Consider the following 24,915-nt stretch of genomic DNA (forward strand, 5'->3'; position numbering starts at 1 on the left):
CTCAGCCGGCGGTGGTCGGGGCCGCACCGTCGAGCGTGTCCGGCGGTGCGGCAACGGGTGTCAGGATCCGGTGCTTCACGTGGCGGGCGTACTCGTCGACGAAGGTCTCGAGGCCGACGTAGAGCTGAGAGCCGATCTCGGCCCGGCACTTGGTGATGTATGAGCGGCAGAGGTCGTAGCACCGGGTCATGGCCCCGCCGCGAAGATCGATGAGAAGGGGGATCTCGACGAAACCGCGAAAAGCCAGCGCGGAGAGGAACTCGTAGTAGTCCAGCAGGGCGATCACGTGCTGCATGTCCTCGGCCGGGACCTCGTCGTCGATCTCGCGGTGGGCCGCGATCCGCTGGGCCATCCACAGGTCCGCGGCCGACAACGTCAGCGTGCTCTGGAGGTTCATGAGCAACCCGACCGTGTACTGCCGGCGCTGGGCCTGCCGCAACTGCAGGACGGTCGCGACGCCGAAGACGACCGCCACCAGCACCGACGCCGCCGTCTCGTTGATCACGTTGCCGATGCTGAGGAAGGCGAACCCGACGACGGCGGCCACCGCCACGACGCCCGCCTGGGCGAGCAGGCGGAACAGCGGGCCTGCCAAATGCCACCTGAGCCGGAGCTGACGCGACCGGTAGTTCCGGGGACCGGTGCTCATGCCATGTCGTGGAGCTGTCTGTGGAGCTGGCGGAGCCGGATCAGCTCGCTGATCGGTGCCGGCGCATCGTCCACGCGGAGGTCCACCTCGACGTGAGTCCCGTGGCCGATTCCGTTCAGTCCCACGACGAACACGGCCGCGCTCTGCCGGCCGCGCCGGTCGCCGCCCGCTTCGTCTCCGGCGGCGAGCGCGGCCAGCAACTGGTCGGCCAGCGGAGTGGCGGAGTCAGCGCTGAGCCAGGCGGACTCCATCGCCTCGAGAACTTCCTCGCCCGCCAACAGGTTGCCCAGGACCGCGTACCCCTCGCCCAGCCTGGCGCCCGCGAAGGCCCCGCACTGCGCGCCGGTCCAGGCCGCGGCCATGCCGTCCCGGTCGACCACGCCGACCTGCCGTTCGCCCGATCGGTCGTCGTCGCCGACGAGCGCCTCGACGACCTCCGTGGCGCCGAGTCCCGCGCGCAACAGCGAGAGCCCGTCCTCGCGGTAGGCCATGTTGGTCCGGGCCTGGGTCGCCAGCGCCCCGACACCGAACTCCGCCGCGGGCACCATGGCGCCCACCGCGAGATACCTGCTCGCGACGGCCACGCCCCACGACTTCTCTGCCCGACTGTGAGCCACAATCGAAAGCGTCATGCGATTCACCATAGGGGGCCTGGCAATCGCACCGGCGCGACGTTCCACGGCGACTGTGGTTCCAGCAGCGGCAGTCCGTCACCACCGCAGGGCGCCGAGCTCACGGGTCAGGACGAGCGAGAGGGTCCCGTCGGCGGTGACCATCGCGTGGCCGACAGCGGGGAGCACCACGCGGTGGCCCACTACTGACGCGAGCTGGTCGGTCATGTGGCAGGGCACCTGGGGGTCCAGCTCGCCGCAGGTCAGCAGCACCGGCATCGGCGGCAACCTGCGTGCGACGTCGGGCGGGAAGACCGCGTCGTCCGTGGTCACGAAGCGGCGGTTCGGTCCCACCAGCAACTGGAAGAGCGCGGCGAGCGGTGCCGGCATGGTCGTCGTGTCGACGGCGCGGCCTCCTCGCAGGTCCGGGACAGCCACGTCGATCGCGCGGTCGATGAAAACGCCTGGGGCTGCTGCATGAGCAGCGGCACGCTGACGGGGAGGTGCGTGCGCGGCGAGCACCAGTGCCGTCACGGCTCCTTCACTGTGACCAGCCAGCGCCACCCTGTTCGGTGCCACCTCGGCGCGGCGCCGCAGGTGGTCGCGGGCTGCGACGGCCTGGCGCACGAAGGCCGGGTAGTCGAGGTCCTGAGGCCGCCTGGCGAAGGCTCCCAGTCCCGTGCGGCCCGTTCCGCATTTGTCGAACAGGAGGGTCACCACCCGGTCGCGGTCGAGCGCGGCGGCGAGATCGCGGAGGGTGTTCGGCGTGAGCAAGGGCGGCTGGTTGCCGTCGCGGTCGGTGGGACCGCTGCCGGGCAGCAGAAGGGCGGCGGGCAGGCGTTCACCGCACCTGTGCCGCTCGAAGGTAATCGTCGCTGGTAGAGCGAGGGACAGGAGCCGGTCGGACATCCCTGTGGCCCTTGCCGCACCAGCGCTGGTGATACGGGGCGTCACTGTGGACCCGGCCCGGCCGGGTCCACAGCGCTTTGCGTGTCACGTCCGCGTGTGCGTTCGCGTGTCGCGGGGCATCCGGGCCGGTGTCGACTTCGTGAAGGCGGTTCGGGTGGATCCATGGCGTGACGGGCTTCGTGTGGCGGTGGTCGTTCATCCGGTCGCCGTGGTGGACCACTCCGGGTTGCGGGACCTGGTGTCTCGTACCGCCCGGGACCGCGGCTGGTGCGAGCCGCAGTGGTTCGAGACCACCCGTGACGATGCCGGGACGGGGGTGACGGCACTCGCCCTGCGCGACCACCCGCGGCTGGTTCTGGCATGTGGTGGAGACGGCACGGTGAACGCGGTGGCCGCCGGGTTGGCGCACACCGGGGTGGCGATGGGAATCGTGCCGATCGGCACGGGCAACCTCGTGGCCCGGAACCTGGGAATCGGCAGTGAGGTGGAGGACGCCGTCACGTCGGCGTTCGACGGGGCGGACCGCCGCGTCGACATGGGCCTGCTGAACGGTCGCCCTTTCGTCGGCATGGGTGGGATCGGTCTGGACGCGGAGATGGTCCGCGACACCTCGCCCAGGATGAAGCGCCTCCTGGGGTGGCCCGCCTATGTACCAGCGGTCCTCAAGGGTCTGAGGTCGGGCACCAGCCGGGTGACTGTCCGGTTGGACGACGGCGGCCGGCTGACCCGCCGCGTCCTCGGGGCGGTCGTCGGCAACATAGGCGCCTTGCAGGGCGGGGTTTCCCTGCTGCCGGAGGCAGATCCCGCCGATGGGCTCCTGGACCTGGCGTTGCTGCATGACGTGCGCACCGGGGGTTGGCTGGTCACGGCAGGTCGCCTGATCGGTTCCCGCCGAGTGGACGGGCCGGCGGTGGAGCGGTTCCGGTTCCGACGCTTGGAGTTGCGCAGTAGCCGCACCAGGCCGTTCGAGGTCGACGGAGAAGTCTGCGGGACAACCAGATCACTGAAGGTCGAGGTGAACCCCGGAGCGCTCATCGTCAAAGTGCCGGCATGAACTCGGCGCGCGGCTGTACGCCGACACGATGGCGCGCAACATGCGCGAGCAGAACGCCGACGCCCGACACGCCCTCGCCAGCCCGCCCCCGGACATCAGCGGCTACGACATCGTGCTGCTGGCCACTGGGACACCACGATGGTGGCCATCACCGGTGATCCAGAACTGTCGGACGAGGAGCTCATGCAGTACCGCAACCTCTGGGCACCCCTGTGGGGTGCCAAAACCTCGGCCTAACGGGCCTGAACTGCGGATCAAGCAGCTGCAGGTTCGTACTCGTTGATCAAGCCGCCGAGCACTCATCGTGACGCTCGTTGATGATCAGCAGTCGGTCTGTGAGCTCTCGCCTTACGGTGCCGACGAACCGCTCGGCGTAGCAGTTGGCCCGTGGACATTGCGGCGGGATCTTCACGATGTCGATGCCGGCGTCAGCGAGAACAGCATCGAACGACGCCGCGAACTGGCCAGCCCTGTCACGAACCAGGAATCGAAAGTCGTTCGCCCGATCGTCAAGCGTCATAAGGAAGTTGCGAACCTGCTGAGAGGTCCACGGCCCGTCAGGGTTGGAGGTGGTCCCGAGGATATGGACGTAGCGGGTGCCGACGTCCATCACGAAGAACACGTACACCCGCTTCGACGTGACAGCACAGTCGACGTGAAAGAAGTCGCACGCCAGCATGCTCACCGCCTGAGCACGCAGAAACCGCCGCCACGACGTGTCGGTATCCCGAGTCGGCGACGGTAGTATCCGAAGCCGCTTCAGCACACGGCGAACAGTCGACGCGGCCGTCCGGTGACCAAGCTTGAGCAGCTCACCTTGGATACGGCGGTAACCCCAGCCCGTGTTCTCCCGCGCCATACGCTCTATCAACGCCACCACGGTGCCGTCGACCGGACGGCGTCCAGTCCGGTTCGGGCAGGTCCACTTCTTCGCGACTGGGCACCGGTGCCACCGCAGCACGGTGCCCGGGTCACCAAGCGATGATTCCGCAACCAGTCCGGTAGGCGCCGCACCAACACAGCCAACACCGCACGATCAGCCCAGTCCAACCGCAGGCGGCCATGGGTACGGCGCAACACGGCGACCTCGTGCCGCAAAACGAGCAACTCCACGTCTTTGGCCGCCGAGGACCGCCCGAGCAGAACCAGCCAACCGACAACCGAACGAAGACGAAGTACAACAGCCGAAGGGCCACGTTCGGGATCATGTCGTCAAGGCGACAGCAAACGATCACCGCAGCTCAACTGGCGAGTGCAGAGTTCTGGCACCCCACAGGGCTTGCTCGGACGCCGCCGGTCGTGACCGGATCCCGGGCCTCGCAACATCCACGGTGGCGTGAAGCGTATCGAGACGAGGTGCGACCGTTCGGACTGACGAGCTACGACACGCTTGAACTGCAAAGACGCATTTTCAGGCACGGAAGGCCAACACAACCCCACGCAACGCGGGCAGCAGGTGCGCGTCACTGTGAGAAAGACGTCCCTGCCGTCGGAGGTAGTTAGCCGTGCGAGTCTTGGTCTGCGTCATCCTGTTGGCAGCAAACCTGATGAATGCAGGGAATGCGGGGGCCTCCGAACGGCCGTTGATCGGACCCGCACGCGGCGATTCGTTGCACATCATGTCGTTCAACCTGAGATACGCCTCGCTCCACGAACCGAACTCGTGGACAACCAGACGGCCGATCATGGCCGAGCTGCTGCGGCGCGAGCAGCCGACCGTGATCGGCACGCAGGAGGGCCTTTTCGCTCAGCTCAAGGACATCGAGCGCGACCTGCCCGCGCAGTACGACTGGATCGGTGTCGGCAGGGCCGGGGGCAGCAGGGACGAGTTCACGGCCGTTTTCTTCGACAGCTCGCGGGTCGATCCCCTTGAGTTCGACCACTTCTGGCTGTCCGCGACGCCGACCGTGATGGGCTCGAAGTCGTGGGGCAACAAGGTGATCCGCATGGTCACGTGGGTGCGGTTCACCGATCGCGTGACAGGCAAGCAGTTCGTCGTCGTGAATACTCATTTCGACCACGAGTCGGAGACCTCCCGCCTGCGCAGCGCGGAGCTGGTGCGTGACCGGGTCGGTGCCATCGCGCCGGGACTGCCAGTTGTGCTCACCGGTGACTTCAACGCCGCACCCAACGCGCCCACACACGACATCCTGACGAGCGGGACGGGCCTGACCGACTCCTGGCTCGCCACCGTGGAACGCCGTACCCCGCTGTACGCGACGTTCCACGGCTACCGGCCGCTCGTGCCGAACGGGTCACGCATCGACTGGATTCTCATCCGAGGCGTCCGGGTGCTCCTGGCCGCGGCGATCAACACCTTCCAGCGAGGTGGCCGGCCCCCGTCCGACCACCTCCCGGTCCAGGCGTTGATCAGACTCTGACAGCGCCTCGTTTCTCAGCGGCGGACCCGCACGACGGTGAACCGACCAGCTGACGCTTTAGCCCTGTTCAGGTGGCTTGTGTGATCACCAGGTGCCTATCTGCTCCAGGTCGTGCCGGCCTGAGTGGCGAATCTGGTCATGGTGATCCACGACGCGGCCGCTACGCCGGGAAGGTAGCGCCGTACCTCGCCGTCTTTTGCAGGCTTCGCCATCCGCATTCCCTGAACGGCGACGAACGTCTCGTCATCCACGAGTGGTTCGTGCGCGATCCGTTCGGAGACCTCCCATTCGCTGACCGGATTCCAGCGCAGCACACCTGAACCGCGGCCGCCGGGACGGCCACCAGGCCGTGACCGGTTGTGCTGCTTCGGATCCACACTTGCCGGCCGGTGTAGCGCGGGTTCTCCAGGATCATCGCCACCGTCCGGACGATCCACCGCTCCCCCGACCTGTGCGCGTTCCGCTCGGAGTCGGCACCCGACGGGCACACCACGCCACGCTCGTTGAGCTCCCGTGCCAGTGAAGCCACAGTGCGGCCGCGGGCACGTTCGGCAAATATCCATCGCACCCACGGTGCCGTCACCGGATCCGGCGCCAACACCTGCACCCCTGACCCCACCGCCCATGCACCGGATTCGGATGCTGGCCACCATCAACAAGCCGATAGCCGTATGGTGGCCGCCCGCCCAGGAACCGGCCCTGCAGCCGCGTCTGAGACCGCATCGCCGCGAGCACTCGCTGCCGTGCCCTCGCCACCTCACGCTGCGCCTGCGCACCCAGCAACACCATCAACGCCTCATGCACCGGACTGCCGAGTTCCACCGGACCGCCCGCTTCCGGCAGCCATACTCGACGCCCAGTGCGTTCAGCCGGCCCGCGACCTCGCGGAACTGATCGCCGTGAAACGCCCGCTCGTACTCACCGACCACCACGGCGTCGAAGTCACGATGAGGGCTCGCGGCAGCGGCCAGCAACGCCGCAGCCTCTGGATGGTCCAGCCACGACCACCGCCGCGACACACCCACATCGAAAACTCCACAACGACCGAGCCGACGCCTTCGATCAACTCATCCGACACGGCGCGCTGCCACGCACGCGACGTCTGAACATCCTGAAACGAGCTCGTCGACATCCGGCCATAGAACGCAAAACGCAGGCCAGGCACCTCAGGCGGTGCCACTGGACGGCGACGTCCCGTCAACGCGGCAACCAGCTCGGCGTTCGTCAACGTGACCACAGTCAGCTCCCTCGGTCAAAACCGAGACCCAGCTGCCCAAGGCACCGTGACGACGTCGTGTCCATCTCCACCCGAACAGACCAAGAGCAAGCCACACCAGACATCAGGCCAGCTCACCCCCAGCCCGGAGTTCTCCCACACGGGCCATTCAAACCAGGCTCGACGTGCTCGCCTGGATCAACTTCCCTCAAGGCCCGCGTGACGCATCGACACCGAGAACCATCCTTCCGAGGCTTCAGTGCCACGACGAGGACACGCTTCCCGAGGCCGCAAGAAGCATCCAACCCCTACGGCGGCGTGGGTCAGGCGGTCGTGACGTCGTAGGTGTGGCCGGCGAGCCGCAGGCGATCGATCAGAGGCCGGCCCATGGCCGTCGCGGGCGTGAGTGAGCCGGACCGCTGCGGGAGGTGGTCGAGGGCCAGGCAGAGGGCGCTCTGCCCGAGCATGACGGCCCTTCGCACGAGCCTGTTCGCTGGGCCCGGTACCGGGCGCGGGCAGCACCCGGTCGAGCAGGCCGCGGACCGGCTTGACCGACATCGCGCCGACCAGCCCGGCCAGCCCACCGGTGATACCGGCCGCCATGAGCACTCCGGTCACGCCCTGCCCCGCGCCCATGACCTCGCCGTAGCGCAATTCCGGCCCGTAGGCCCAATCGAGCAGGGCATTGCTGCGCCGCACGATGCGGGTGTTGAACGGGGCCATCACGAACGGCGCCCGCCACGTTCCGTCGGCGGCGCGGGAGGGCATCCCCGCGTCACGGGGCTGGGCGGGCGCCGGTTCCGCTGCCCGGTCGGGACTGAGCGCATGCGGATCCGCGGCGACGCGGCGCAGGCCGGGATTGCTCTCGTAAGCCTCGATCTGCGCCCGCAGCGAGTCGATCGTGCCGCCACTGAAACCGCCGCGGACCGTGGCCACCAACCGCACGTCGGTGAGCGGACCCGCGCCGTCGGCCACGACCCGCTCGTGCAGCAACAACATGCCCAGGTCCGACGGGATCGAGTCGTAGCCGCAGGCATGCACGATCCGGGCTCCGGACTCCAGGGCCAGCTCGTGCACGGCATCGATCGCCTGCTGATGAACTGGCCCTCGAACAGCTCCAACGGCACCGCGACCAGATCGACGCGGCCATCGCCGAGGTGAAAAGCAACAAATCCGGCCCGCCGACGATCTAGAGGTCGAAGACTCGACGGGAAAGGTACTGGGCGATGGCTGATGTGGTGGTGCGTGTCGTCGACAGCGGGCTCACTGCGGCGGAACTCGACGACGTGCTGCACGACCTGCTCGAAGATCTCCGCGAGGTCGACGTCGACGGGGTTCGCGGCACCGACGGGCTCGTCCCGGAGGGCACGCGCGGCACCGAACTGGTCGAGGCGGCGTTCGTCGTCGTGCAGGGCATTGTCGAGTCGGGGCTCGCGCGGACCTTCATCGAACGGGTGCAGGGCTGGTTCGGCCGCAGCGCGGTCAACCAGGTCGACATCACGGTCGGCGACGACCACCTGGTGCTGTCCAACGCGACGGCCGAGCAGCAGGACAGGCTGGTGGATCACTTCATCAAGGCGATCGATGTGAAGCGCTGATGCGCAGACGTGCGTTGATCATCGCGAACCAGGTCTACGACGACAAGAAGTTCGCCGACCTGCCCGGTGCCGCCGCGGACGCGCGGGAACTGGCCGAGGTGCTCGGTTCGCGCAGCGTCGGCGAGTTCGACGTCGAGGTGCTGGCAGAACAGGACGCCCGCTCGATCCGCCGGGGTGTCGAGCGGTTCTTCGCGTCCGCCGCGCGGGACGACCTGTTGCTGCTGCACTTCTCCTGCCACGGCAAGCGCGAGGAACGTAGCCGCGAGCTGAACTTCGTCGCGAAGGACACCGAGCACGACCTGCTCGCCTCGACCGGCGTCTCCGCGCACTTCGTGAACGACAGGATCGAGCAGTCGCGGTCGCGGCGGGTGGTGCTCACGCTCGACTGCTGCTATAGCGGCAGCTACGTCAAGGGCCTCAAACCCAGGGCGGAGCAGCCGGTCAAGGTCGAGGTGGACCAGCAGTTCGACGGGCAGGGCAAGGCGGTGATCACCGCCTGCTCGGCACTGCAGTTCGCGCACGAGTCGACGTTGTTCAGCATGGAACCCGGCCAGCCGTCGGTCTTCACCTCGACGATCGTGGAGGGCCTGCGGACGGGCGCCGCCGACATCGACTCGGACGGCTTCGTGAGCGTCGACGACCTCTACCGCTATGTGCGGCACGAGGTTCCGCTTAAGGTCGCCGGGCAGACGCCGGAGCTGTCCGTGGACAGGGTGAGCGGGTCGCTCTACCTCGGCCGCAACATCCGGTCGCTCTACCTCGGCAGCGCGGTCGCGCCGCTCATCCCGGTCGCGCTGCACCGTGCGGTGGTCGACGGGACGCCGTGGGAACGCTTCGGCGCGACACTCGGCCTCGAACGCCTGCTCGAGGACGCCTCCACCAGGACGCGGGAAGCGGCGCGGGAGGCGTTGATCCCGCTCACCCGCGACGTCGATCCCGAGGTGGCGCAGCGCGCACGGGCCGTGTGGGAACGCCGGCTCGGCAGCAGGATCCCGATCTCCAGGTCGACCATGGATGCCGACCTGCCGACCGAGGCGAACGGGTGGAAGGCCGTCGGCATCGACTTCGGCACGACGAACTCGGCCATCGCCGTGCTCAAGGACAACACCGCCGTCCTCGTCGACAACACGCACGGCGCCAAGCTCACCCCAAGCGTCGTCGGTTTCGACGAGGGCGGCAACGTCGTCGTCGGCGAGGTGGCCAAGCGGATGGCCGCCCGGCAGGCGACCCGCACGGTGTCGGCGGTGAAGCGCAGGCTCGGCGCCGACTGGTCAGCCGAGATCGACGGGAACGACTACTCCGCGGAGATGGTGGCGGCCTTCGTGCTGGACCGCCTCCGCATCGACGCCGAGGCCCACCTCGGTCGCCCGGTGACCGGCGCGGTCCTCACCGTCCCGGTGAACTTCGGGGTGATCGACCGAGAAGCGCTGGTGCAGGCGGCCCGGCTGGCGGGCATCGACGCGGTGCGCCTCATCAACGAACCCACCGCCGCCGCACTGGCCTACGGCCTGAGGCTCGGGCACGACGAGAGGACCGTCCTCGTCCTCGATCTCGGCGGCGGGACCCTCGACGTCTCGTTGCTCGAGATGGGCGACGGTGTGGTCGAGGTCAGGGCCACGGCGGGCGCGGACGACCTGGGCGGCGAGGACTGGAGCCAGTGCATCGTCAAGTGGCTGGTCGACCGCCACGAAGCCGGGCACGGGGTCGACCCGTCCGCTGACCCGAACGCCCATCAGCGCCTCCGCGACGCCGCCGAGAAGGCCAAGATCACGCTTTCCGAGCATCAGGAGGCGGTGATCAGTCTGCCGTACCTCACCTCGGCAGGGGGAGCGCCGCAGCACCTGAACGCGGTGCTCACCCGCGCCGAGTTCGACCGCATGACCGCCGGTCTGCGCATGCGCTGCGCGGACGTGCTCCGGCGGGTCATCGACGACCTGGGCATTGAGCCGACCGACGTCGACGACGTGGTCCTGGTCGGAGGGGCAACCCGCATGCCCGCCGTGGCCGCGTTCATCAGGGAGCTGACCGGGCGCGAGCCCGCGACCGGCGTCGACCCCGACGAGGCGATCGCGATCGGCGCGGCGGTGCAGGCGGGCATCATGACCGGCGAGGTCGTCGACGTCCTGCCGCTCGACGTCACATCGCTCTCACTCGGGATCGAGACCAAGGGCGGGGTGATGACGGTGCTCATCCCGCGCAACTCGACCATCCCGACCAAGCGGTCCGAGATCTTCACCACGGCCGACGACGCCCAGCATTCCGTGCAGATCCAGGTCTTCCAGGGCGAGCGCGAGATAGCCGTGTACAACAAGAAGGTCGGCACCTTCCTGCTGCACCTCGATCAGCCGCAGCCCCGCGGCGTGCCGCAGATCGAGGTCACCTTCGACATCGACGCCAACGGCATCGTCACGGTCGCCGCCAAGGACCTCGCCACGGACAAACGCGTCTCCATGACGGTGTCGCGCGAGACCGCGGTCGAATCGGCGGATCACCGCTCTCAGGAGGAGATCTCGGTCTACCAAGAGGACTGAGCGGGATCCCAGACCATCGCCGGGAAACGCGCCTCACGTGTCCGGCGGTCCAGCTCCTCGACCGGCAGCTCCGCCTCGGTCGACACGATGACCATGTTCCCGATCCCGTGCCCCTCCAGCACACCCACGTCGGCGATGACCAAAGGTGTGCCGAGCCGCTCGGTGATCGCCTCGACCAACCGCTCGGTCGTCCGCAACCCCGGCTGTTCCAACACGTTCACGATGTACGTACGATCACCGGTCAACGCCGCCGCCACGTCCGCGTGGAACCGGCGCTCGACGACCCCCGTGCCTCGCAACAGCTGCGGAAGCACGCCGAGGCGTTCCCCGTGTGGGGTGCCAAAACTAGGCCTGGCGGTCTGACCTGCGCATTAGGCCGCCGCGGATTCGTATTCGTTGATCAAGCCGCCGAGTACTCGCCGACGACGAACGGCGCCGCTGCCTGATCCTGTGAGCGGGTAGTCGGGTCGTGGTGGAGTGTGGTGTAGCGCTCGGTGTGGTCGCCGGTGGTTGTAGTGGGAGACGTAGCGGTTCAGCACTGACGTCAGGTGCCGCTCGTTGATGATCAGCAGCCGATCCGTGAGCTCGCGTCTAACGGTGCCGACAAACCGTTCGGCGTAGCAGTTGGCTCGCGGACAGCGCGGTGGGATCTTCACGACGTCGATGTCGGCGTCAGTGAGAACGGAATCGAACGACGCTGTGAACTGGCCAGCTCTGTCTCGGACCATGAATCGAAAGTCGCTGGCCCGATCGCCGAGGCTCATAAGTAGGTTGCGAGCCTGCTGGGTCGTCCAGCGTCCGTCAGGGTTGGTGGTGGGCCCGAGGATGTGGACATAGCGGGTGCCGACTTCCATCACGAAGAACACGTACACCCGCTTCAACGTGACCGCGCAGTCGACGTGGAAGAAGTCGCACGCCAGCATGCTCGCCGCTTGAGCGCGCAGGAACCGCCGCCACGACGTGTCGGAGTCACGAGTCGGCGAAGGCGGAATCCGAAGCCGCTTGAGCACGCGACGAACAGCCGACGCGGCCGTCCGGTGACCAAGCTTGAGCAGCTCACCCCGGATACGCCGGTACCCCCAGCCCGTGTTATCCCGCGCCATACGCTCGATCAACGCCACCACGGTCTCATCGACCCGCGGCCGACCAGCACAGTTCGGGTAGGTCCACTTCTTGGCGACCAGGCGCCGATGCCACCGCAGCACGGTGCCCGGAGACACCAACCGGTGCTCTCGCAGCCACACCGGTAACCGCCGCACCAACGCGGACAGCACCGCACGATCAGCCCAATCCAACCGCGAACGACCATGAGTACGGCGCAACACCGCGACCTCATGCCGCAACACCAACAACTCGACGTCCTTCGACGCCGACGACCGGCCGAGCAGAACCAGCCAGCCCCCCAGTTGGACAAAGACGAGGTACAGCGGTCGCAGCGCCACGCCCACGATCATGCCGACCGAACGACAGCACCCGACCACCGCAGCTCAACGCATGTGTGCAGAGTTGTGGCACCCCACAGGCCGCGCCCATCTCCCGCCGGACCGCGGGCTCCTGGTCCTCGCCCCAGCGCCCGGAACCGGGCCTGCTGCGCGTGATGACGAGCGTCGACCACCTCCCCGCGCTCCTGCTCGGCAGGCGCGCGGAAGTACTGGCGCGCAACGCCTTGCTCACCGAGGTGCTGGGCCAGGACCTGCGGCCCGGCAGCTCGTTCCCGCGGTACCTGTTCACCGACCGCAGCGCCCGCGAGCGCATCACGAACTGGCAGGACTTCGCCGCCGCGGCGGTCGGCGGGCTGCGCCTGGAACTCGGCCGCAACCCCGGCGACAGGCTGCTGACCGCGCTCGTCGACGAGCTGCGGGCCGCGGATCCGCAGGTGGCCGGATGGTGGGACGAGCGGGGCGTGGCGGACCGGACGTCCCTGGTCAAGCAGATCGCCCACCCGGTGGCGGGAGACCTGCGGTTCCACATCGAGGCCGTCTCGGTGCCGCAGGCCCCGCACCAGCGCCTGGTGATCTACACCGTCGAGCCCGGCTCCCCCACCGCGCAGGTGCTGCCGATGCTCGCGTCCTGGGCCGTTCAGGACCCGGCGACCTCGCGGTAGAGGATCAGGTGCTCGTGGTGGAGCACACCGTCCCGCACGTCGCCGGTGGCGGTGAACCCGGTGTCGTCGACGTAGTCCAGGTGCGCGCCGGTCACCGTGTAGCTGCCGGTGTACGCACTGGCGCGGCTGCCACGGGCCTCGTCGTACCGGCCGTCGGCGCGCAGCTCCTGGCGGATGTGGCCGTCCGCGGTGACCCACATGCCCACCACGTCGACGTTCTCCTGGATCGTCTGGTCGTTCACTCGGTGCCTCGCTTCTCGTTGGGACACTGCCGATCGTGCGAGCCCGCTGCCCCGGCGGCCAGGCCTTGGTCTTCCTGGGTGTGGCGCACCCTGGAAGAACGACCGGCAGCTCTACCTCTCCACGACGGACCTGGTCATGGCCTGGGCGCTGCCCAGGTACGTGGAGGGGTCGCAGAGCTGGTCCATTCGTTCCGTACCAAGGCTTTCCACGACGACCGGGTGCGTCCGGAGCTCGGTGGCGAGGTCGCTGCCGGTGTCGATCACCCGGCTGCAGGCGGCGTAGACGAGCTCGTGGGCCTGCTGGCGGCCGAGGACCGGCGCGAGCGCCATCATCACCGCCTCCGCCATGATCAGACCACCGGTGAGACCAAGGTTCGCGCGCATCCGGTCCTCGTTCACCCTCAGACCGGCCATCAGGTGCGTGGCCTGGGCCAACGAGGACGAGAGCAGCAGGAACGCCTCGGGGATGACAGCCCACTCGACGTGCCACGGGCCGGTGGCCCGCTCGAAGTCCTGCACCATCGCGTCGAGCATCGCCGATGCCTTGTCCCGCAACAGCTTGGCCGCGGCCACCACCAGTTCGCTGGAGATCGGGTTGCGCTTCTGCGGCATGGTGGAGCTCGCGCCCCTGCCCGGGGTGAAGGGCTCGGCCAGCTCACCGAACTCGGTCGAGCAGAGCAACGCCACGTCGGCTCCGATCTTGCCCGCCGAGCCGCCGATCGCGGCGAGGAGGCCGACGATCTCGACCAGCCCGTCGCGAGCGACGTGCCAGGTGATCTCCGGGTCGCGCAGGCCGAGTTCCGCAGCCAGTTCCGCGCGCACCCGCAGGCCCTGTGAGCCGAGCGAGGCCAGAGTGCCTGCGGCGCCACCGAGCTGGACCATCAGGTCCCGTTCCCGCACGGCGGCGAGGCGCTCTGCGTGGCGGTCGAGCGCCGAGAGCCACACGGCCACGCGGTAGCCGAAGGTGATCGGCAGGGCGTGCTGCAGGTGCGTGCGCCCGGCGGTGACGGTGTCGACATGGGCCTCCGCGAGGTCGCGCAGGCACGCACGGAGCCGGTCCAGCTGTGTTTCGACCAGGTTCAACGCGCTGGCGCACTGCAGCATCAGCGCGGTGTCCATGACATCCTGCGTAGTGGCTCCCCAGTGCAGGAACCCGCCCGCGTGACCGCACTGCCCGGCGAGCTGGGTGACGATCGGCAGTACGGGATAGCCGACGTTCTCGGTGTCCACGCGGAGCCGTTCGTGGTCCAGCAGCGCGGAATCGCACGATGACGCGATCTTCTCGGCGGCCTCTCGGGGGATGACCTGGACTCGTGCCTGGGCCGCCGCCAGCGCGACCTCGGTGCGCACGATCGCGTCCACAAAGGACCGGTCGTTGAACACCTCGCGCATCGCCTGCGTGCCGAACATGTCGCGGAACAGGAACGAGTCGAACACCGTGCTGCTCGCCATCACACCCGCTCCCCCACGTCGATGGCGACGTACTTCTGTTCCAGGTACTCGTCGATGCCCGTGGCGCCTCCTTCGCGACCGACGCCGGACTGCTTCATCCCGCCGAACGGGGCGCTGGGATCGGACACGTAGCCGCGGTTGAGGCCGATCATGCCGGTCTCGAGCTGCTCGACCATGCGCAGCGCACGGCCCAGGTCCCGCGTGTAGAGGTAGCTGACGAGGCCGAACTCGGTGTCGTTGGCCACCCGCAGCACTTCGGCCTCGGTGGTGAAGGTCTGGATCGCCGCGACGGGGCCGAAGATCTCCTCACGGCTGATCCGCGCGCCCGCGGGAACGTCGGTGAGCACGGTCGGCGGGTAGAAGTACCCCGGACCGTCCGGAACCTCTCCCCCTGCCCGGAGCCGGGCACCTGAGCCGACCGTCTCACTGACCAGATCAGCGACACGGGACCGCTGGCGGGCGTCGATCATCGGGCCCATGTGGGTTGCGGGGTCCGAGCCCGCTCCCACCACGATCGACCCCATCCGTGCCACGAGCTTCTCGGTGAACTCCTCCGCGACGTCGGCGTGGACGTGGAAGCGGTTCGCCGCGATGCACGCCTCGCCCACGTTGCGGAGCTTCGCGGTCATCGCGCCCTCCACCCCGGCGTCGACGTCCGCGTCCCGGCAGACGATGAACGGCGCGTTGCCGCCCAGCTCCATCGAGGTGCGCAGGACAGTGCCGGCCGCCTGGGCCATCAGCAGCCGCCCCACCGGCGTGGATCCGGTGAACGACAGCTTGCGCAGGCGTCCGTCCCGCAGCAGCGGTTCGGTGACGGCGGCCGCCTGCGTGGTCGGGATGACGTTGAGGACGCCGTCCGGCAGCCCGGCCTCCGTCAGCACCTGCGCCAGCGCCGCTGTCGTCAGCGGAGTCTGGGCGGCGGGCTTCACGACCATGGTGCAGCCCGCCGCGACGGCCGGGCCGATCTTGCGCGCGGGCATCGCCAGCGGGGCGTTCCACGGTGTGATCAGCAGGCAGGGCCCGACCGGTTGACGGGTGACCAGCACGCGGGCCGTCCCGTCCTCGCTAACCTTCCAGGTGCCGTCGATGCGGACGGCTTCCTCACCGAACCAGCGCAGGTAGTGGGCTCCGTAGGTGACCTCTGCCCTGGACTCGGCCAGTGACTTGCCCATCTCCAGGGTGATGAGCCGCGCGAACTCGTCGATCCGCTCGATCAGCAGGTCGTGTGCCCGGCGCAGTACCTCACCACGGCCGCGCGGGGGCACCGCGGCCCAGCGACGCTGTGCGGCGTCGGCGGCGTCGAGTGCGGCCAGGGCATCGGCCGGCGTCGCGTCGGCCACCTCGCACAGCGTCTGTCCGGTGGCGGGGTTCTCGACCGCGAAGGTCCCGCCACCCGCGGCCGGTCGCCATCGCCCGGCGACGAGCAGTCCTTTCTCGACCAGGTCGATCACGTCACTTCTCCTCGGCCAGTGCTGCGACGATCTCCTGGGCCATCGGGGCGCTCGACGCGGGGTTCTGGCCGGTGAAGAGATTGCGGTCCCGGACGGTGTAGGCCTGGTAGGCCGGTCCGCCGGAGTGCGCCGCGCCCCTGTCCCTCAGCGTGGCGGCCAGTAGCCACGGCGCGTTGTCGGCGGTGCCGAACAGCTGTTCCTCCTCGTCGGTGAACGCCGCCATCCGCCGGCCCTCGAACACCCACCTGCCCTCCGCGTCGATCGCGGAGAGCAGTCCGGCGGGTCCGTGGCAGACCGCACCGATGACCTTTCCCGCGGCGTCGGCCTCCGTGAGCAGCCTGCCCAGGTCGGCGTCCTGGTACAGGTCCACCACGGGACCGTGGCCACCGGGGAGCACGAGAGCGACGTAGTCGGCGACGTCGACCTCGTCGAGCTTGAGCAGCGGGCCGAACTCCCGCAGTGCGCGCTCGGCGTGCTGGACGTGGTGCGCGCAGTCCGGACCCGCGACCTCCGGGTTGGCGCTGTGCGCGTCGAGCGGCTGGAGCACGCCGCCGGGAGAGGCGAAGTCGACGGTGAAACCCGCCTGGACGAACTTCTCGTGCGGCGCGGCCAGTTCCTCCGCCCAGTAGCCCGTCGGATAGGCGGAGCCGTCGGCGCGCTCCCAGACGTCGGCCGCGGACATGACGATCAGGATCTTGCTCATCTGCGGTTCCTCTTCGAAGTCGGGTCAGGCGGGGAAGTCGCTCGTGGACGCGGTCAGGGCGGCGGCGTCGAGGTTCGCCCGCAGCGCCTGGACCTTGGCCGTGGCGTAGGCGTGGGAGTCCGAGCCGAGGATCTGACGCAAGGGACCCTCGCCGGACACGACGCGCTCGATCATCAGCTGTGCGCCCCTGACCGGGTCGCCTGGCTGGTTGCCCTGCAGCTTCAGGTGGTTCTCGACCATCTCGCGGATCTCCGGGTAGGCCGCGGTGGTGTCGTCGGGCAACGCGAGCGAGTCCGTGGTGAGGAAGTCGGTGCGGAAGTAGCCGGGCTCGACGATGGTGACCTTCACGCCGAAGTCGGCGACCTCACCCGCGAGCGCCTCGGTCAGGCCCTCCAGGGCGTACTTGCCCGCGCAGTACAGTCCCCAGCCCGGAACCGAGGTGAGACCGAGCACCGAGGACACGTTGACGATGTGGCCGCCGCGCTGCTCGCGCAGGATCGGCAAGGTGGCGCGCAGCACGTTCCACACGCCCACGACCTGCACGTCGAGCATGTCGCGCACGTCGCGGTCGGTGGTCTCCTCCACCGCGGCGAGGTAGCCGTAGCCGGCGTTGTTGACGACGACGTCGAGGCCGCCGAAGCGTTCGGTCGTCTTCCGGACGGCCTGGGCGACGACCGCTTCGTCGCGGAGGTCGACGGTGAGCGGCAGCAGCCGGGTGGTGTCTGCGTCGAGTGCGGCGAGGAGGCGGTCCGCCGACCGGGTCGTCGCGGCGACGTTGTCCCCTCGCTCGAGAAGCTGCTTGACGAGTTCGAGGCCGAGGCCGCGGGACGTGCCGGTGACGAACCAGGTGGCGGGACGATCAGCTGGGAAGGTCATGGCTCAAGCCTGGTGCAGCCGAAGGTCCTCTTGGGACGCATCTCGGGCCCTGTGCGACCTCGGACGCGCGAACCTAGGACTCAGAGGTCCACTCGGAAATCCGGATCCTCGACGACAATCGGATGTCATGACCGGACTCAACCGTGAACTCGCCGACTTCCTGCGCCGGGCACGCGGCCAGGTCGACCCGTCCCGCGCCGGTCTGCCTTCCGACGGCAGGGTCCGCCGGGTGAAGGGTCTGCGCCGCGAAGAGGTCGCCCTGCTCGCCGGCGTGTCCACGGACTACTACGCCCGGCTCGAGCAGGGCAGGCGCATCAACCCCTCCGCGGCCGTCGTCGAGGCCATCGGCCGCGCCCTCGAGCTCGACGAGGCGGGGCGCACCCACCTGCGGGACCTGATCGGGCTGCCCTCCAGCCCGGCGCCTCGCCGATCGCGCAGCGTGCAGCGCGTGCGTCCCGGCCTGTACCAGCTGATCGACGCGCTCGACGGAGAGCCGGCGCTGGTGCTCGGCCGCCGCACCGACGTGCTCGCGGCGAACCGGATGGCGAAGGCGCTGTTCGCGGACTTCGACAAGATCCCTCCGAAGGAACGCAACTACGCGCGCTGGATCTTCCTCGACGAGGACGCGCGTTCACTGTTCGTCGACTGGAACGACCAGGCCCGCGCCGCGGTCGAAAGCCTGCGCTTCGAGGTAGGCAGGGACCCCGCCGACGCCGCCACGACCGCCCTCGTCGCCGAGCTGCGCGACCGCAGCCCCGACTTCGACCAGTGGTGGGAACAGCACCGCGTCCACCAGCGCACCTACGGCTCCAAGCGGCTGCGCCACCCGCTCGTCGGCGACCTCACCGTCGAGTACGAATCCTTCGTGCTGCCAGGCGATCCGGACACGATGCTGTACCTATACAGCACCGCGCCCGGCTCACCTTCGAGGCAGGCCATGGACATCCTCGCCAGCTGGACGGCGTCCGGTCCCGGCACGCGGCTGAGCCGATCCGAACCGGAGACCTGATCAGGCTCCCAGTTGCCGTTTGAGATCGTCGATGGCACGCACGCTGGACATGTGCACGAATCGGCCTTCGCGGATTCGAGTGCCGACCGCGATCGGGTGAGACCAGTGACAGCCGCCGGTGCGGGCTGCTACCACGCCCTAGACGAACAGCAGGGCGATGTTGAGCAGCAGCCCGAGATCGACGTACGAGGTCATGCCCCAGCCGGTGATGCCGGTGATCACCACCGGAACCCGGCGGGGCCGCGCACGGTGTTGGCCGCCAGCTCCCGCACCCGCGCCGCGGACAGCGACACCCCCGGCGCGGACTGGACCCAGGCAACCCACTCGGCCGGGGTGAGATCAGCCGGTGGCGCGCCCACGTAGGGCGTGGCGTACAGGGGCGTGCCGGGCTCGCTGCGCCAGCTCTCGGCCAGCGGGCCCAGGTCCACCGCGTCGAAGCCGAGCGCGTCGAGGAGGCCTGCTACCTCCTTCTTGGCCACGACGTCGTCACCGGAGATCGGCAACGCGGTGCGGTCGTCGGCGCCCTTGGCGCGGAAGAGCTGGGCGATCTGTGGATAGGCGATCGAGTGGAGCGCCTTCACGACCTTCGAGCCGGAGAGGTGCCGCTGGACGAGTTCGCTGGAGGTGAACTCGTCGTTGTCCAGCTCCGGCCTTTGCCAGGCGTCGGTCACCACGTAGTTCATCGGGTCGAGGACGATCTTCCCGTCGAGCTCCGCGCGGGAAAGCCTTTCGTGCACGGCGAACGGCACGGCGGCGAGGATCACATCGGTCGTGCGTGCCACTTCGGCCGGAGTGGCCGCACGGGCGTTGGGGCCCAACGACTCGACGAGGTCGGTGAGCGTCTCCGGGCCACGCGAGTTGCTCAGCACGACGTCGAGGCCTGCGTCGACGGCGCGCCGGGCGACCCCGGCTCCGACGGATCCGGTGCCGATGATGCCCAGGATGGACGTGGTCATGTCAGTTCTCCGTTCGGTGTTCTGCCTCCATCCCACCGGCGCCGACCTGGGTGAACAACGATCAAGCGGAGAACGCAGCGATCACATCGTGTGATAGATCTGAGGTGTGGAGCTCAGGACTCTGCAGTACTTCGTGACGGTCGCCGAGGAACTGCACTTCGGCAACGCGGCCAAGCGGCTGCGAATCGTGCAGTCCGCCGTCAGCCAGCAGATCGCGCGGTTCGAACGAGAGCTGGGCGTGCGGCTGCTCGACCGCACGTCCAGGACCGTGCGGCTGACCCCGGCGGGCGAACGGGTGCTCGCGGCGGCCAGGGACACGTTGTCGGCGGCGGCCAGGGTGCGGCTCGTCGCGAGTGACCTGAACGCGAGCCTGCGGATCGGCGTGGCCTCCTGCGTCACACCACGGCTGGACCGCGCCCTCTCCCGGCTCCGCGAGGGCGAGCGCGTCCTCGAGCCGCACCTCGTCGACCTCCCGGTCGGCGCACGGCTCGACGCCGTGCGCGACGGAGAGCTGGACGTCGCGCTGGTCCGCGGAGCGTTCACGAGCACGACCGTGACGTCGGCGCACGCGTGGTGCGAACCGCTGCACGTCGTGGTGTCCCGCAAGCACAGCTCCGCCGGTGACGTGGCGATCGCGCTCGGCGACCTAGACCCGGACGGGCTGAGGCTGCCCGCCCGCGAGGTCGACCCGCCGCTGTTCGACGCGATCGTCGCCGCCCTGCCCTCGGCGCCCCGGCGGCCACCGTCCGGCGACTTCCTCTCGGTGCTGTTCGAGGTCGGGAGCGACCCGTGCGCCTGGACACTGCTGCCGGCCGAGCAGCTCAGCGGCGAGACGCCCAGACTGCGGCAGCTCCCGCTCGATCCCCCGCTCACGGTCGACGGCCACGTCGTGACGTCCCTCGCGACCCCCGAGGCGTGCGTCGCGTCCTACGTCGCGGCCTTCGCGGACTGGAACCGTGATCACCGGGCTTGACCACGTCGTCGCGATGCGCACACGCCTGCCGGCATGGTGGATGGCGGTCAGAATGCTGTTCTTTCATGAGTGGCACGCGGGGAGATTGCGTGCCACTTCGGACAACCACTCGGCGAGAAACGTGCGTTCGACCTCGTTGTCGGTGAGGGTCAGCGCCTCTTGGTACGCCGTCACCGCCTGCGGCCAGTTCTCCAGCCGAGGCAGGAAGTCGGCAGATCGGCCACCGTCACCACGAAGGGCCGCACCGCATGTCATCAAAGCGGTCGCGCAGCGACGACGCCGTCGACTGGATGAGAGATCAGATACTCAGCGGCACGTGGCCGCTGAACTCCCGGATCCCCACCCAAGCTCAGACGGCCGCGACATCAGGCTTCAGCTTCGCGATCATCCGCCAGGTGACGAGCTTGCTGATCGGCAACGGCATGCTCGAATCAGCATCTGGCCGCGGCACGTACGTCCGCGACCGGTCAGCCGTGACATCAGTTCTGCTCGACCACCTCCACGACCAACCTCCACAGTGGACACTCGCGTTGCGGCACGCCATGGAGGTCGAGGCGGCCGGTCTTGCCGCCACCAACCGCGCGGAGATCTTCAACGCGATCGAGCGTCGTGACGCGAAGGCCGCCCAGGAAGCGGCAGGCCGGCACGCCGACCGGGACCTGGCCACGTCCCACACCTGACCCCGCCGCAGACTGCTCCGGTTCGCGGGCGCCGCTGCCGGAGTGCTGGCATCCCGTTCGCCTGAGGTCGAGAACGTCGCGGTGGCGAAGGTGCCGTTCCGCGGCGACGTCCAGGCCGGCATCGCTGTCAGGCCGCGGGTCCTCAGCCCACCTGGAAATCCACGGAGCTGCTTCCCTTCTGACCTGCATCCGTGACGATGTCCACGCTGAGCCGATAGGCGCCGGGGGTGTCGAGCGAGTCTCCGAAGTTGAACATCGTGATGCCACCCGAGGTGCACCTGGTGTTGCGGAGCTTCTGCACTTCGGTGCCGGCTCTGGTGAGCACCCAGGACGGATAGCAGCCCGCACTCAACTGGCCCATGTCGTCGAAGACGTCGACGTTCGCGCCCGGCGTCGCTCCCGCCCGGTACTCGGACGGTCCGACCTTCCCGCTCGACCCCATCTTGATGTTGATCACCAGTGCGCCTGCCCGCTTCGGCTGTTCCGCGGCAGCCGTCGCGGGCTGGCGCTGCGCTGTGGTCGGCGGCCGCTGCGCGGGCTGTTCCTGGGTCTGGGGCGTCGGCTTGGTGTCCTGAAGCGTGGGTTGGGCCGCTGGGGCCTGCGTCAGGCTCAGTGCGGCGCCAGGAGTTCGCGCCGACGTGGGCTGATCACTGGTGTCCGAGGAGCCGGTGATGCGCTCGACCATCGACAGGAAGCCGTCGAGGTTCGCGGCGCCCACCACCACCGCGACGACGATCGCGATCACGCGGCCGAGCTTGCCGTACTTCGCCCAGCGATCATTGCTGGCAGTCATGTGCAGCCGCATCTTTTGCCCGTTGTGTCGAGCCCTCTATCGGCGCACATGGCCAAAAGGTTTCGAGCCTCAGCGAAGATGACGCAGGGCCGATACCGCGCAGGTTCCCGGCAACATTCCAGCTGAGATGGACGCGAGCAGGTCAGGACGCTAGTTGCGCTCGTCCACCTGTGCCTGCGGTTCGCCGTTCAGGCAGGTGATGGTCACCCTGCTCTCGCGCTTGACCCTGTCCGCCTTGAACTTGACGAACGCCTGTGCTGCCGGGCCCTGGTTCACGTCGTGCGAGCGGTAACCGGGGTCAGGGGTCCACGTCGTGAGGGTCACCAGGCCGTTCGCGCACTCCGCCACGATGCTCCCGCCCAGGACCGTCAGGCCCCTGGGGGCGCCCCTCACCTCGGTCGTGGTCGTGGGTGACTGCTGCGTGGTCGTCTGCGGTCGCTCCCCCGCTTCCAGCGCCCTCGCCACTTCTTCCTGGGTCAGCGCCTGCGTCTGCGGGCCGAGCAGTCCCTCGCCCACCAGGTCCAGCGCCACGGTGCCCACGCCCGCCGCCGCCAGCGCGGCCAGCAGCCAGGCTCCCGCCATCAGCGCTCCCCGTCGTTCCACGGCCCCACTGTGCCATCCGCGATGGTTAAGGCGCTGCTAAGAGGTGGCTAGGGAGCGGCTCGACGCGCGCGTGCGCGTCCGCCTGGTTATAGCGTTGCGCAGCATGGCCATGGTGTTGATCGTCGAGGACGACGCGACCATCCGGACGGCGGTGATCAGGGCGCTCACCGAACAGGGGCACGTCGTGTCGTCCGCCGGCACCGCCATGTCCGGTTTGCAGTCCGCCGTCACCTCACGACCCGATGTGGTGCTGCTCGACCTCGGGCTCCCCGACCTCGACGGGCGCGAGGTGCTGCGGATGATCCGCGCCGTCAGCGTCGTGCCGATCATCGTCGTCACCGCGCGCGCCGACGAGGCGGAGATCGTGCGGCTGCTCGACGCCGGGGCCGACGACTACGTCGTCAAGCCGTTCGGTGGAGCGCAGCTCGACGCGCGCATCCGGGCCGTGCTCCGGCGCACCGGGTCCGACCAGCCGGAGCCCGCCGTCACCGTGGGCTCCCTCGTCGTCGATGCCCGCGCGCGGTCGGCCTCGCTCGACGGCGCGCCGCTAGACCTCACGCCCCGTGAGTTCGATCTCCTGCACTACCTCGCTGTGCGCGCCGGTGCCGTCGTGAGCAAGCGGGAGCTGCTGACCGAGGTGTGGAAGCAGCCCTACGGGGGAGCGGACAAGACCGTCGACGTGCACCTGTCCTGGTTGCGGCGCAAGCTCGGCGAGACCGCGCAGGAACCGCGCTACCTGCACACCGTCCGCCGCGTCGGCGTCCGGCTCGCCGAACCCGGTGACCTGCCGTGAGGCGGCGGCTCACGATGCTCGTAGCGGCCGTCATGACGCTCGTCCTCGTCGCGTTCCTCGTTCCCCTGGCGATCCTGCTGCGCTCCGTCGCGGCCGATCGCGCCGTGACGGCGGCGACCGTGCGGGCGCAGTCGCTGACCTCGCTCGTCGCCACCGCCGACGCTCGCTCGCTGCAAGCCGCCGTGGACCAGCTGGCCACCTCCGCCGGCCATCCTGTCTCCGTGTTCCTGCCCGATGGCACCGTCGTCGGAGCCACGTCCGATCGCACGCCCGGTGTCCGGCTCGCCGCCGAACAGGGCAGTCTCGTCGTCGAGAACGATGGGGGCCTGGAGATCCTGCTCGCCGTGCAAGGTCTCCCCGCGGGCACGGCCGTCGTGCGCGCGTTCGTCGACTCCGGGGAGCTGAGCCGGGGGCTGACCTCGGCGTGGCTGGTGCTCGCCGCGCTCGGCGTGGTCCTGCTCGTGCTCGGCGTGCTGGTCGCGGACCGGCTGGCTCGCTCGATCATCAGACCGGTGGACGAGTTGGCCGCCGTGTCGACGCGGCTGGCGGATGGCGATCTCGATGCGCGCGCCCAGCCGAGCGGTCCGGCCGAGGTCCGGTCGGTCGCCGCCGCGCTGAACGGGCTGGCCGCCCGCATCCGGGAACTCGTGCGGCAGGAGCGGGAAGCCGTCGCCGACATCTCCCACCGGCTCCGCACACCGCTGACGGTGTTGCGGCTGGACGCGGAGTCGCTCGCCGACCCGGTCGAAGCCGAGCGGATCACCGGGCACGCCGAGAACCTTCAGCGTCAGGTCACCGCACTCATCGACCAGGCACGCAACCGCGACTCCACGCCGGGCTCCTGCGACGCGACGGAGGTCGTCGCGCGGCGAGCCGAGTTCTGGGCTGTGCTCGCACAGGACCAGGACCGCGTCGCGCGCGCGGATGTCGCGGCGGGACCGCTCCTGGTCGCGGTCGGCGAGGCCGAGCTGGGCGCGTGCCTGGACGCGTTGCTGGGCAACGTCTTCGCACACACGCCAGAGGGCACGCCGTACCTGATCTCGCTCACCGCGACGCCCGATGGCGCGAGGCTCGTGGTGCAGGACGAGGGCCCCGGCTTCGCCGACGACGCCGCGTTGGAGCGGGGCACGAGCGGCGCGGGCTCGACCGGCCTCGGGCTCGACATCGCCCGGCAGACCGCGCGATCCTCGGGCGGCGCGTTCCACGTGGCGCGGGTCGAGCCGACCGGCGCGCGGATCGTGCTAGACCTCGGCCGGTCCTCTTAGGAGTTCGTTAAACCTGGTGCAGCGCGCCGCTATCCGACGACCGGCGAAGCTCATCTCGTTGGCAGC

At 69.2% G+C, this 24,915-nt stretch carries 27 protein-coding genes and 1 pseudogene; 10 read left to right on the forward strand and 18 right to left on the reverse strand.

The window, feature by feature from the left end; all coding sequences use genetic code 11:
* Nucleotide 1: 1 nt before the first annotated feature.
* The 3 genes from ACIQF0_RS46330 to ACIQF0_RS46340 all read right to left on the reverse strand — a co-directional run bounded on the left by ACIQF0_RS46330 (nucleotide 2) and on the right by ACIQF0_RS46340 (nucleotide 2,169).
* Complete coding sequence (locus ACIQF0_RS46330) at nucleotides 2-649, reverse strand: hypothetical protein (protein WP_401041248.1); 648 nt, start codon at nucleotides 647-649, stop codon at nucleotides 2-4.
* A complete protein-coding gene (locus ACIQF0_RS46335) occupies nucleotides 646-1,281 on the reverse strand; it encodes a DUF1028 domain-containing protein (protein ID WP_401041249.1) in 636 nt (211 codons plus the stop codon). Before ACIQF0_RS46335 ends, ACIQF0_RS46330 begins: the two co-directional genes overlap by 4 nt.
* A 78-nt stretch (nucleotides 1,282-1,359) precedes the next feature.
* Complete coding sequence (locus tag ACIQF0_RS46340) at nucleotides 1,360-2,169, reverse strand: alpha/beta hydrolase family protein (RefSeq protein ID WP_401041251.1); 810 nt, start codon at nucleotides 2,167-2,169, stop codon at nucleotides 1,360-1,362.
* A 187-nt stretch (nucleotides 2,170-2,356) separates the two neighbouring features.
* On the opposite strand from ACIQF0_RS46340, the gene ACIQF0_RS46345 reads away from it, so the two are divergent.
* Complete coding sequence (locus tag ACIQF0_RS46345; protein ID WP_401041253.1) at nucleotides 2,357-3,223, forward strand: diacylglycerol/lipid kinase family protein; 867 nt, start codon at nucleotides 2,357-2,359, stop codon at nucleotides 3,221-3,223.
* A 283-nt stretch (nucleotides 3,224-3,506) separates the two neighbouring features.
* On the opposite strand, the gene ACIQF0_RS46350 is transcribed toward ACIQF0_RS46345, so the two are convergent.
* Nucleotides 3,507-4,184 (reverse strand): hypothetical protein, encoded by a 678-nt coding sequence (locus tag ACIQF0_RS46350; protein WP_401041255.1) that lies wholly within the window; start codon nucleotides 4,182-4,184, stop codon nucleotides 3,507-3,509.
* Between the two features lie 658 nt (nucleotides 4,185-4,842).
* Between ACIQF0_RS46350 and ACIQF0_RS46355 the strand changes: the two genes are divergently transcribed.
* A complete protein-coding gene (locus ACIQF0_RS46355) occupies nucleotides 4,843-5,604 on the forward strand; it encodes an endonuclease/exonuclease/phosphatase family protein (protein ID WP_401041257.1) in 762 nt (253 codons plus the stop codon).
* A gap of 95 nt (nucleotides 5,605-5,699) precedes the next feature.
* On the opposite strand, the gene ACIQF0_RS46360 is transcribed toward ACIQF0_RS46355, so the two are convergent.
* From ACIQF0_RS46360 to ACIQF0_RS46375, 4 genes and pseudogenes are all read right to left on the reverse strand, one after another.
* Entirely contained in the window at nucleotides 5,700-5,918 is a 219-nt protein-coding gene (locus tag ACIQF0_RS46360; protein WP_401041369.1) for a hypothetical protein, read from the reverse strand.
* Between the two features lie 107 nt (nucleotides 5,919-6,025).
* Nucleotides 6,026-6,223, reverse strand: a pseudogene (locus tag ACIQF0_RS46365) (recombinase family protein); the annotation flags it as partial.
* A gap of 246 nt (nucleotides 6,224-6,469) precedes the next feature.
* Nucleotides 6,470-6,841, reverse strand: coding sequence for a hypothetical protein (locus tag ACIQF0_RS46370; protein ID WP_401041258.1), 372 nt, complete (start codon nucleotides 6,839-6,841; stop codon nucleotides 6,470-6,472).
* Between the two features lie 177 nt (nucleotides 6,842-7,018).
* Nucleotides 7,019-7,897 (reverse strand): hypothetical protein, encoded by an 879-nt coding sequence (locus ACIQF0_RS46375; protein WP_401041259.1) that lies wholly within the window; start codon nucleotides 7,895-7,897, stop codon nucleotides 7,019-7,021.
* Between the two features lie 149 nt (nucleotides 7,898-8,046).
* Here ACIQF0_RS46375 and ACIQF0_RS46380 point away from each other — a divergent pair, with 149 nt between their 5' ends.
* Together ACIQF0_RS46380 and ACIQF0_RS46385 are read left to right on the forward strand one after the other, a co-directional pair.
* Nucleotides 8,047-8,418 (forward strand): hypothetical protein, encoded by a 372-nt coding sequence (locus ACIQF0_RS46380; protein ID WP_401041260.1) that lies wholly within the window; start codon nucleotides 8,047-8,049, stop codon nucleotides 8,416-8,418.
* Nucleotides 8,418-10,949: an Hsp70 family protein gene (locus ACIQF0_RS46385; RefSeq protein ID WP_401041262.1), complete on the forward strand. Its 2,532-nt coding sequence runs from the start codon at nucleotides 8,418-8,420 to the stop codon at nucleotides 10,947-10,949. Before ACIQF0_RS46380 ends, ACIQF0_RS46385 begins: the two co-directional genes overlap by 1 nt.
* On the opposite strand, the gene ACIQF0_RS46390 is transcribed toward ACIQF0_RS46385, so the two are convergent.
* Nucleotides 10,934-11,263 carry a hypothetical protein gene (locus tag ACIQF0_RS46390; RefSeq protein WP_401041264.1) on the reverse strand — a complete coding sequence of 110 codons (330 nt, stop codon included), beginning with the start codon at nucleotides 11,261-11,263 and terminating at the stop codon, nucleotides 10,934-10,936. The genes ACIQF0_RS46385 and ACIQF0_RS46390 overlap by 16 nt on opposite strands.
* Nucleotides 11,264-11,320: 57 nt before the next feature.
* Nucleotides 11,321-12,391 carry an integrase core domain-containing protein gene (locus tag ACIQF0_RS46395; RefSeq protein WP_401041266.1) on the reverse strand — a complete coding sequence of 357 codons (1,071 nt, stop codon included), beginning with the start codon at nucleotides 12,389-12,391 and terminating at the stop codon, nucleotides 11,321-11,323.
* Between the two features lie 56 nt (nucleotides 12,392-12,447).
* Between ACIQF0_RS46395 and ACIQF0_RS46400 the strand changes: the two genes are divergently transcribed.
* On the forward strand, nucleotides 12,448-13,053 hold the full coding sequence (locus tag ACIQF0_RS46400; protein WP_401041267.1) for a transcriptional regulator: 606 nt from the start codon (nucleotides 12,448-12,450) through the stop codon (nucleotides 13,051-13,053).
* On the opposite strand, the gene ACIQF0_RS46405 is transcribed toward ACIQF0_RS46400, so the two are convergent.
* The 5 genes from ACIQF0_RS46405 to ACIQF0_RS46425 all read right to left on the reverse strand — a co-directional run bounded on the left by ACIQF0_RS46405 (nucleotide 13,029) and on the right by ACIQF0_RS46425 (nucleotide 17,777).
* Nucleotides 13,029-13,253 (reverse strand): Atu4866 domain-containing protein, encoded by a 225-nt coding sequence (locus ACIQF0_RS46405; protein WP_401041367.1) that lies wholly within the window; start codon nucleotides 13,251-13,253, stop codon nucleotides 13,029-13,031. The two genes, ACIQF0_RS46400 and ACIQF0_RS46405, sit on opposite strands and share 25 nt — an antisense overlap.
* A 153-nt stretch (nucleotides 13,254-13,406) precedes the next feature.
* Complete coding sequence (locus ACIQF0_RS46410; protein ID WP_401041269.1) at nucleotides 13,407-14,747, reverse strand: adenylosuccinate lyase family protein; 1,341 nt, start codon at nucleotides 14,745-14,747, stop codon at nucleotides 13,407-13,409.
* A complete protein-coding gene (locus ACIQF0_RS46415; RefSeq protein ID WP_401041271.1) occupies nucleotides 14,747-16,198 on the reverse strand; it encodes an NAD-dependent succinate-semialdehyde dehydrogenase in 1,452 nt (483 codons plus the stop codon). The genes ACIQF0_RS46410 and ACIQF0_RS46415 overlap by 1 nt, the downstream gene beginning before the upstream one ends.
* Nucleotide 16,199: 1 nt before the next feature.
* On the reverse strand, nucleotides 16,200-16,901 hold the full coding sequence (locus ACIQF0_RS46420; protein ID WP_401041273.1) for a type 1 glutamine amidotransferase domain-containing protein: 702 nt from the start codon (nucleotides 16,899-16,901) through the stop codon (nucleotides 16,200-16,202).
* Between the two features lie 24 nt (nucleotides 16,902-16,925).
* A complete protein-coding gene (locus ACIQF0_RS46425) occupies nucleotides 16,926-17,777 on the reverse strand; it encodes an SDR family oxidoreductase (RefSeq protein WP_401041275.1) in 852 nt (283 codons plus the stop codon).
* 127 nt (nucleotides 17,778-17,904) lie between these two features.
* Between ACIQF0_RS46425 and ACIQF0_RS46430 the strand changes: the two genes are divergently transcribed.
* Nucleotides 17,905-18,786 carry a helix-turn-helix domain-containing protein gene (locus ACIQF0_RS46430; RefSeq protein WP_401041277.1) on the forward strand — a complete coding sequence of 294 codons (882 nt, stop codon included), beginning with the start codon at nucleotides 17,905-17,907 and terminating at the stop codon, nucleotides 18,784-18,786.
* Nucleotides 18,787-19,004: 218 nt separating this feature from the next.
* On the opposite strand, the gene ACIQF0_RS46435 is transcribed toward ACIQF0_RS46430, so the two are convergent.
* Nucleotides 19,005-19,778, reverse strand: coding sequence for an NADPH-dependent F420 reductase (locus tag ACIQF0_RS46435; RefSeq protein WP_401041279.1), 774 nt, complete (start codon nucleotides 19,776-19,778; stop codon nucleotides 19,005-19,007).
* Between the two features lie 70 nt (nucleotides 19,779-19,848).
* On the opposite strand from ACIQF0_RS46435, the gene ACIQF0_RS46440 reads away from it, so the two are divergent.
* Together ACIQF0_RS46440 and ACIQF0_RS46445 are read left to right on the forward strand one after the other, a co-directional pair.
* Entirely contained in the window at nucleotides 19,849-20,715 is an 867-nt protein-coding gene (locus tag ACIQF0_RS46440; protein WP_401041281.1) for a LysR family transcriptional regulator, read from the forward strand.
* Nucleotides 20,716-20,963: 248 nt separating this feature from the next.
* Nucleotides 20,964-21,395 (forward strand): FadR/GntR family transcriptional regulator, encoded by a 432-nt coding sequence (locus tag ACIQF0_RS46445; RefSeq protein ID WP_401041283.1) that lies wholly within the window; start codon nucleotides 20,964-20,966, stop codon nucleotides 21,393-21,395.
* Between the two features lie 142 nt (nucleotides 21,396-21,537).
* Here the strand turns inward: ACIQF0_RS46445 and ACIQF0_RS46450 are convergent, their stop codons facing one another.
* Together ACIQF0_RS46450 and ACIQF0_RS46455 are read right to left on the reverse strand one after the other, a co-directional pair.
* On the reverse strand, nucleotides 21,538-22,188 hold the full coding sequence (locus ACIQF0_RS46450) for a hypothetical protein (protein WP_401041285.1): 651 nt from the start codon (nucleotides 22,186-22,188) through the stop codon (nucleotides 21,538-21,540).
* A gap of 150 nt (nucleotides 22,189-22,338) precedes the next feature.
* Nucleotides 22,339-22,791, reverse strand: coding sequence for a hypothetical protein (locus tag ACIQF0_RS46455; RefSeq protein WP_401041287.1), 453 nt, complete (start codon nucleotides 22,789-22,791; stop codon nucleotides 22,339-22,341).
* Nucleotides 22,792-22,894: 103 nt separating this feature from the next.
* Here ACIQF0_RS46455 and ACIQF0_RS46460 point away from each other — a divergent pair, with 103 nt between their 5' ends.
* Both ACIQF0_RS46460 and ACIQF0_RS46465 read left to right on the forward strand, forming a co-directional pair.
* Nucleotides 22,895-23,584, forward strand: a complete 690-nt coding sequence (locus tag ACIQF0_RS46460) for a response regulator transcription factor (protein ID WP_401041289.1) — start codon at nucleotides 22,895-22,897, stop codon at nucleotides 23,582-23,584.
* The gene (locus ACIQF0_RS46465; protein WP_401041291.1) at nucleotides 23,581-24,849 is read left to right on the forward strand and encodes a HAMP domain-containing protein; all 1,269 of its coding nucleotides are present in this window, start codon (nucleotides 23,581-23,583) and stop codon (nucleotides 24,847-24,849) included. The genes ACIQF0_RS46460 and ACIQF0_RS46465 overlap by 4 nt, the downstream gene beginning before the upstream one ends.
* The last annotated feature ends 66 nt before the right edge of the window (nucleotides 24,850-24,915 follow it).

Origin of the sequence: Lentzea sp. NPDC092896 (assembly GCF_044754905.1) — a bacterium.
Classification (GTDB): domain Bacteria; phylum Actinomycetota; class Actinomycetes; order Mycobacteriales; family Pseudonocardiaceae; genus Lentzea.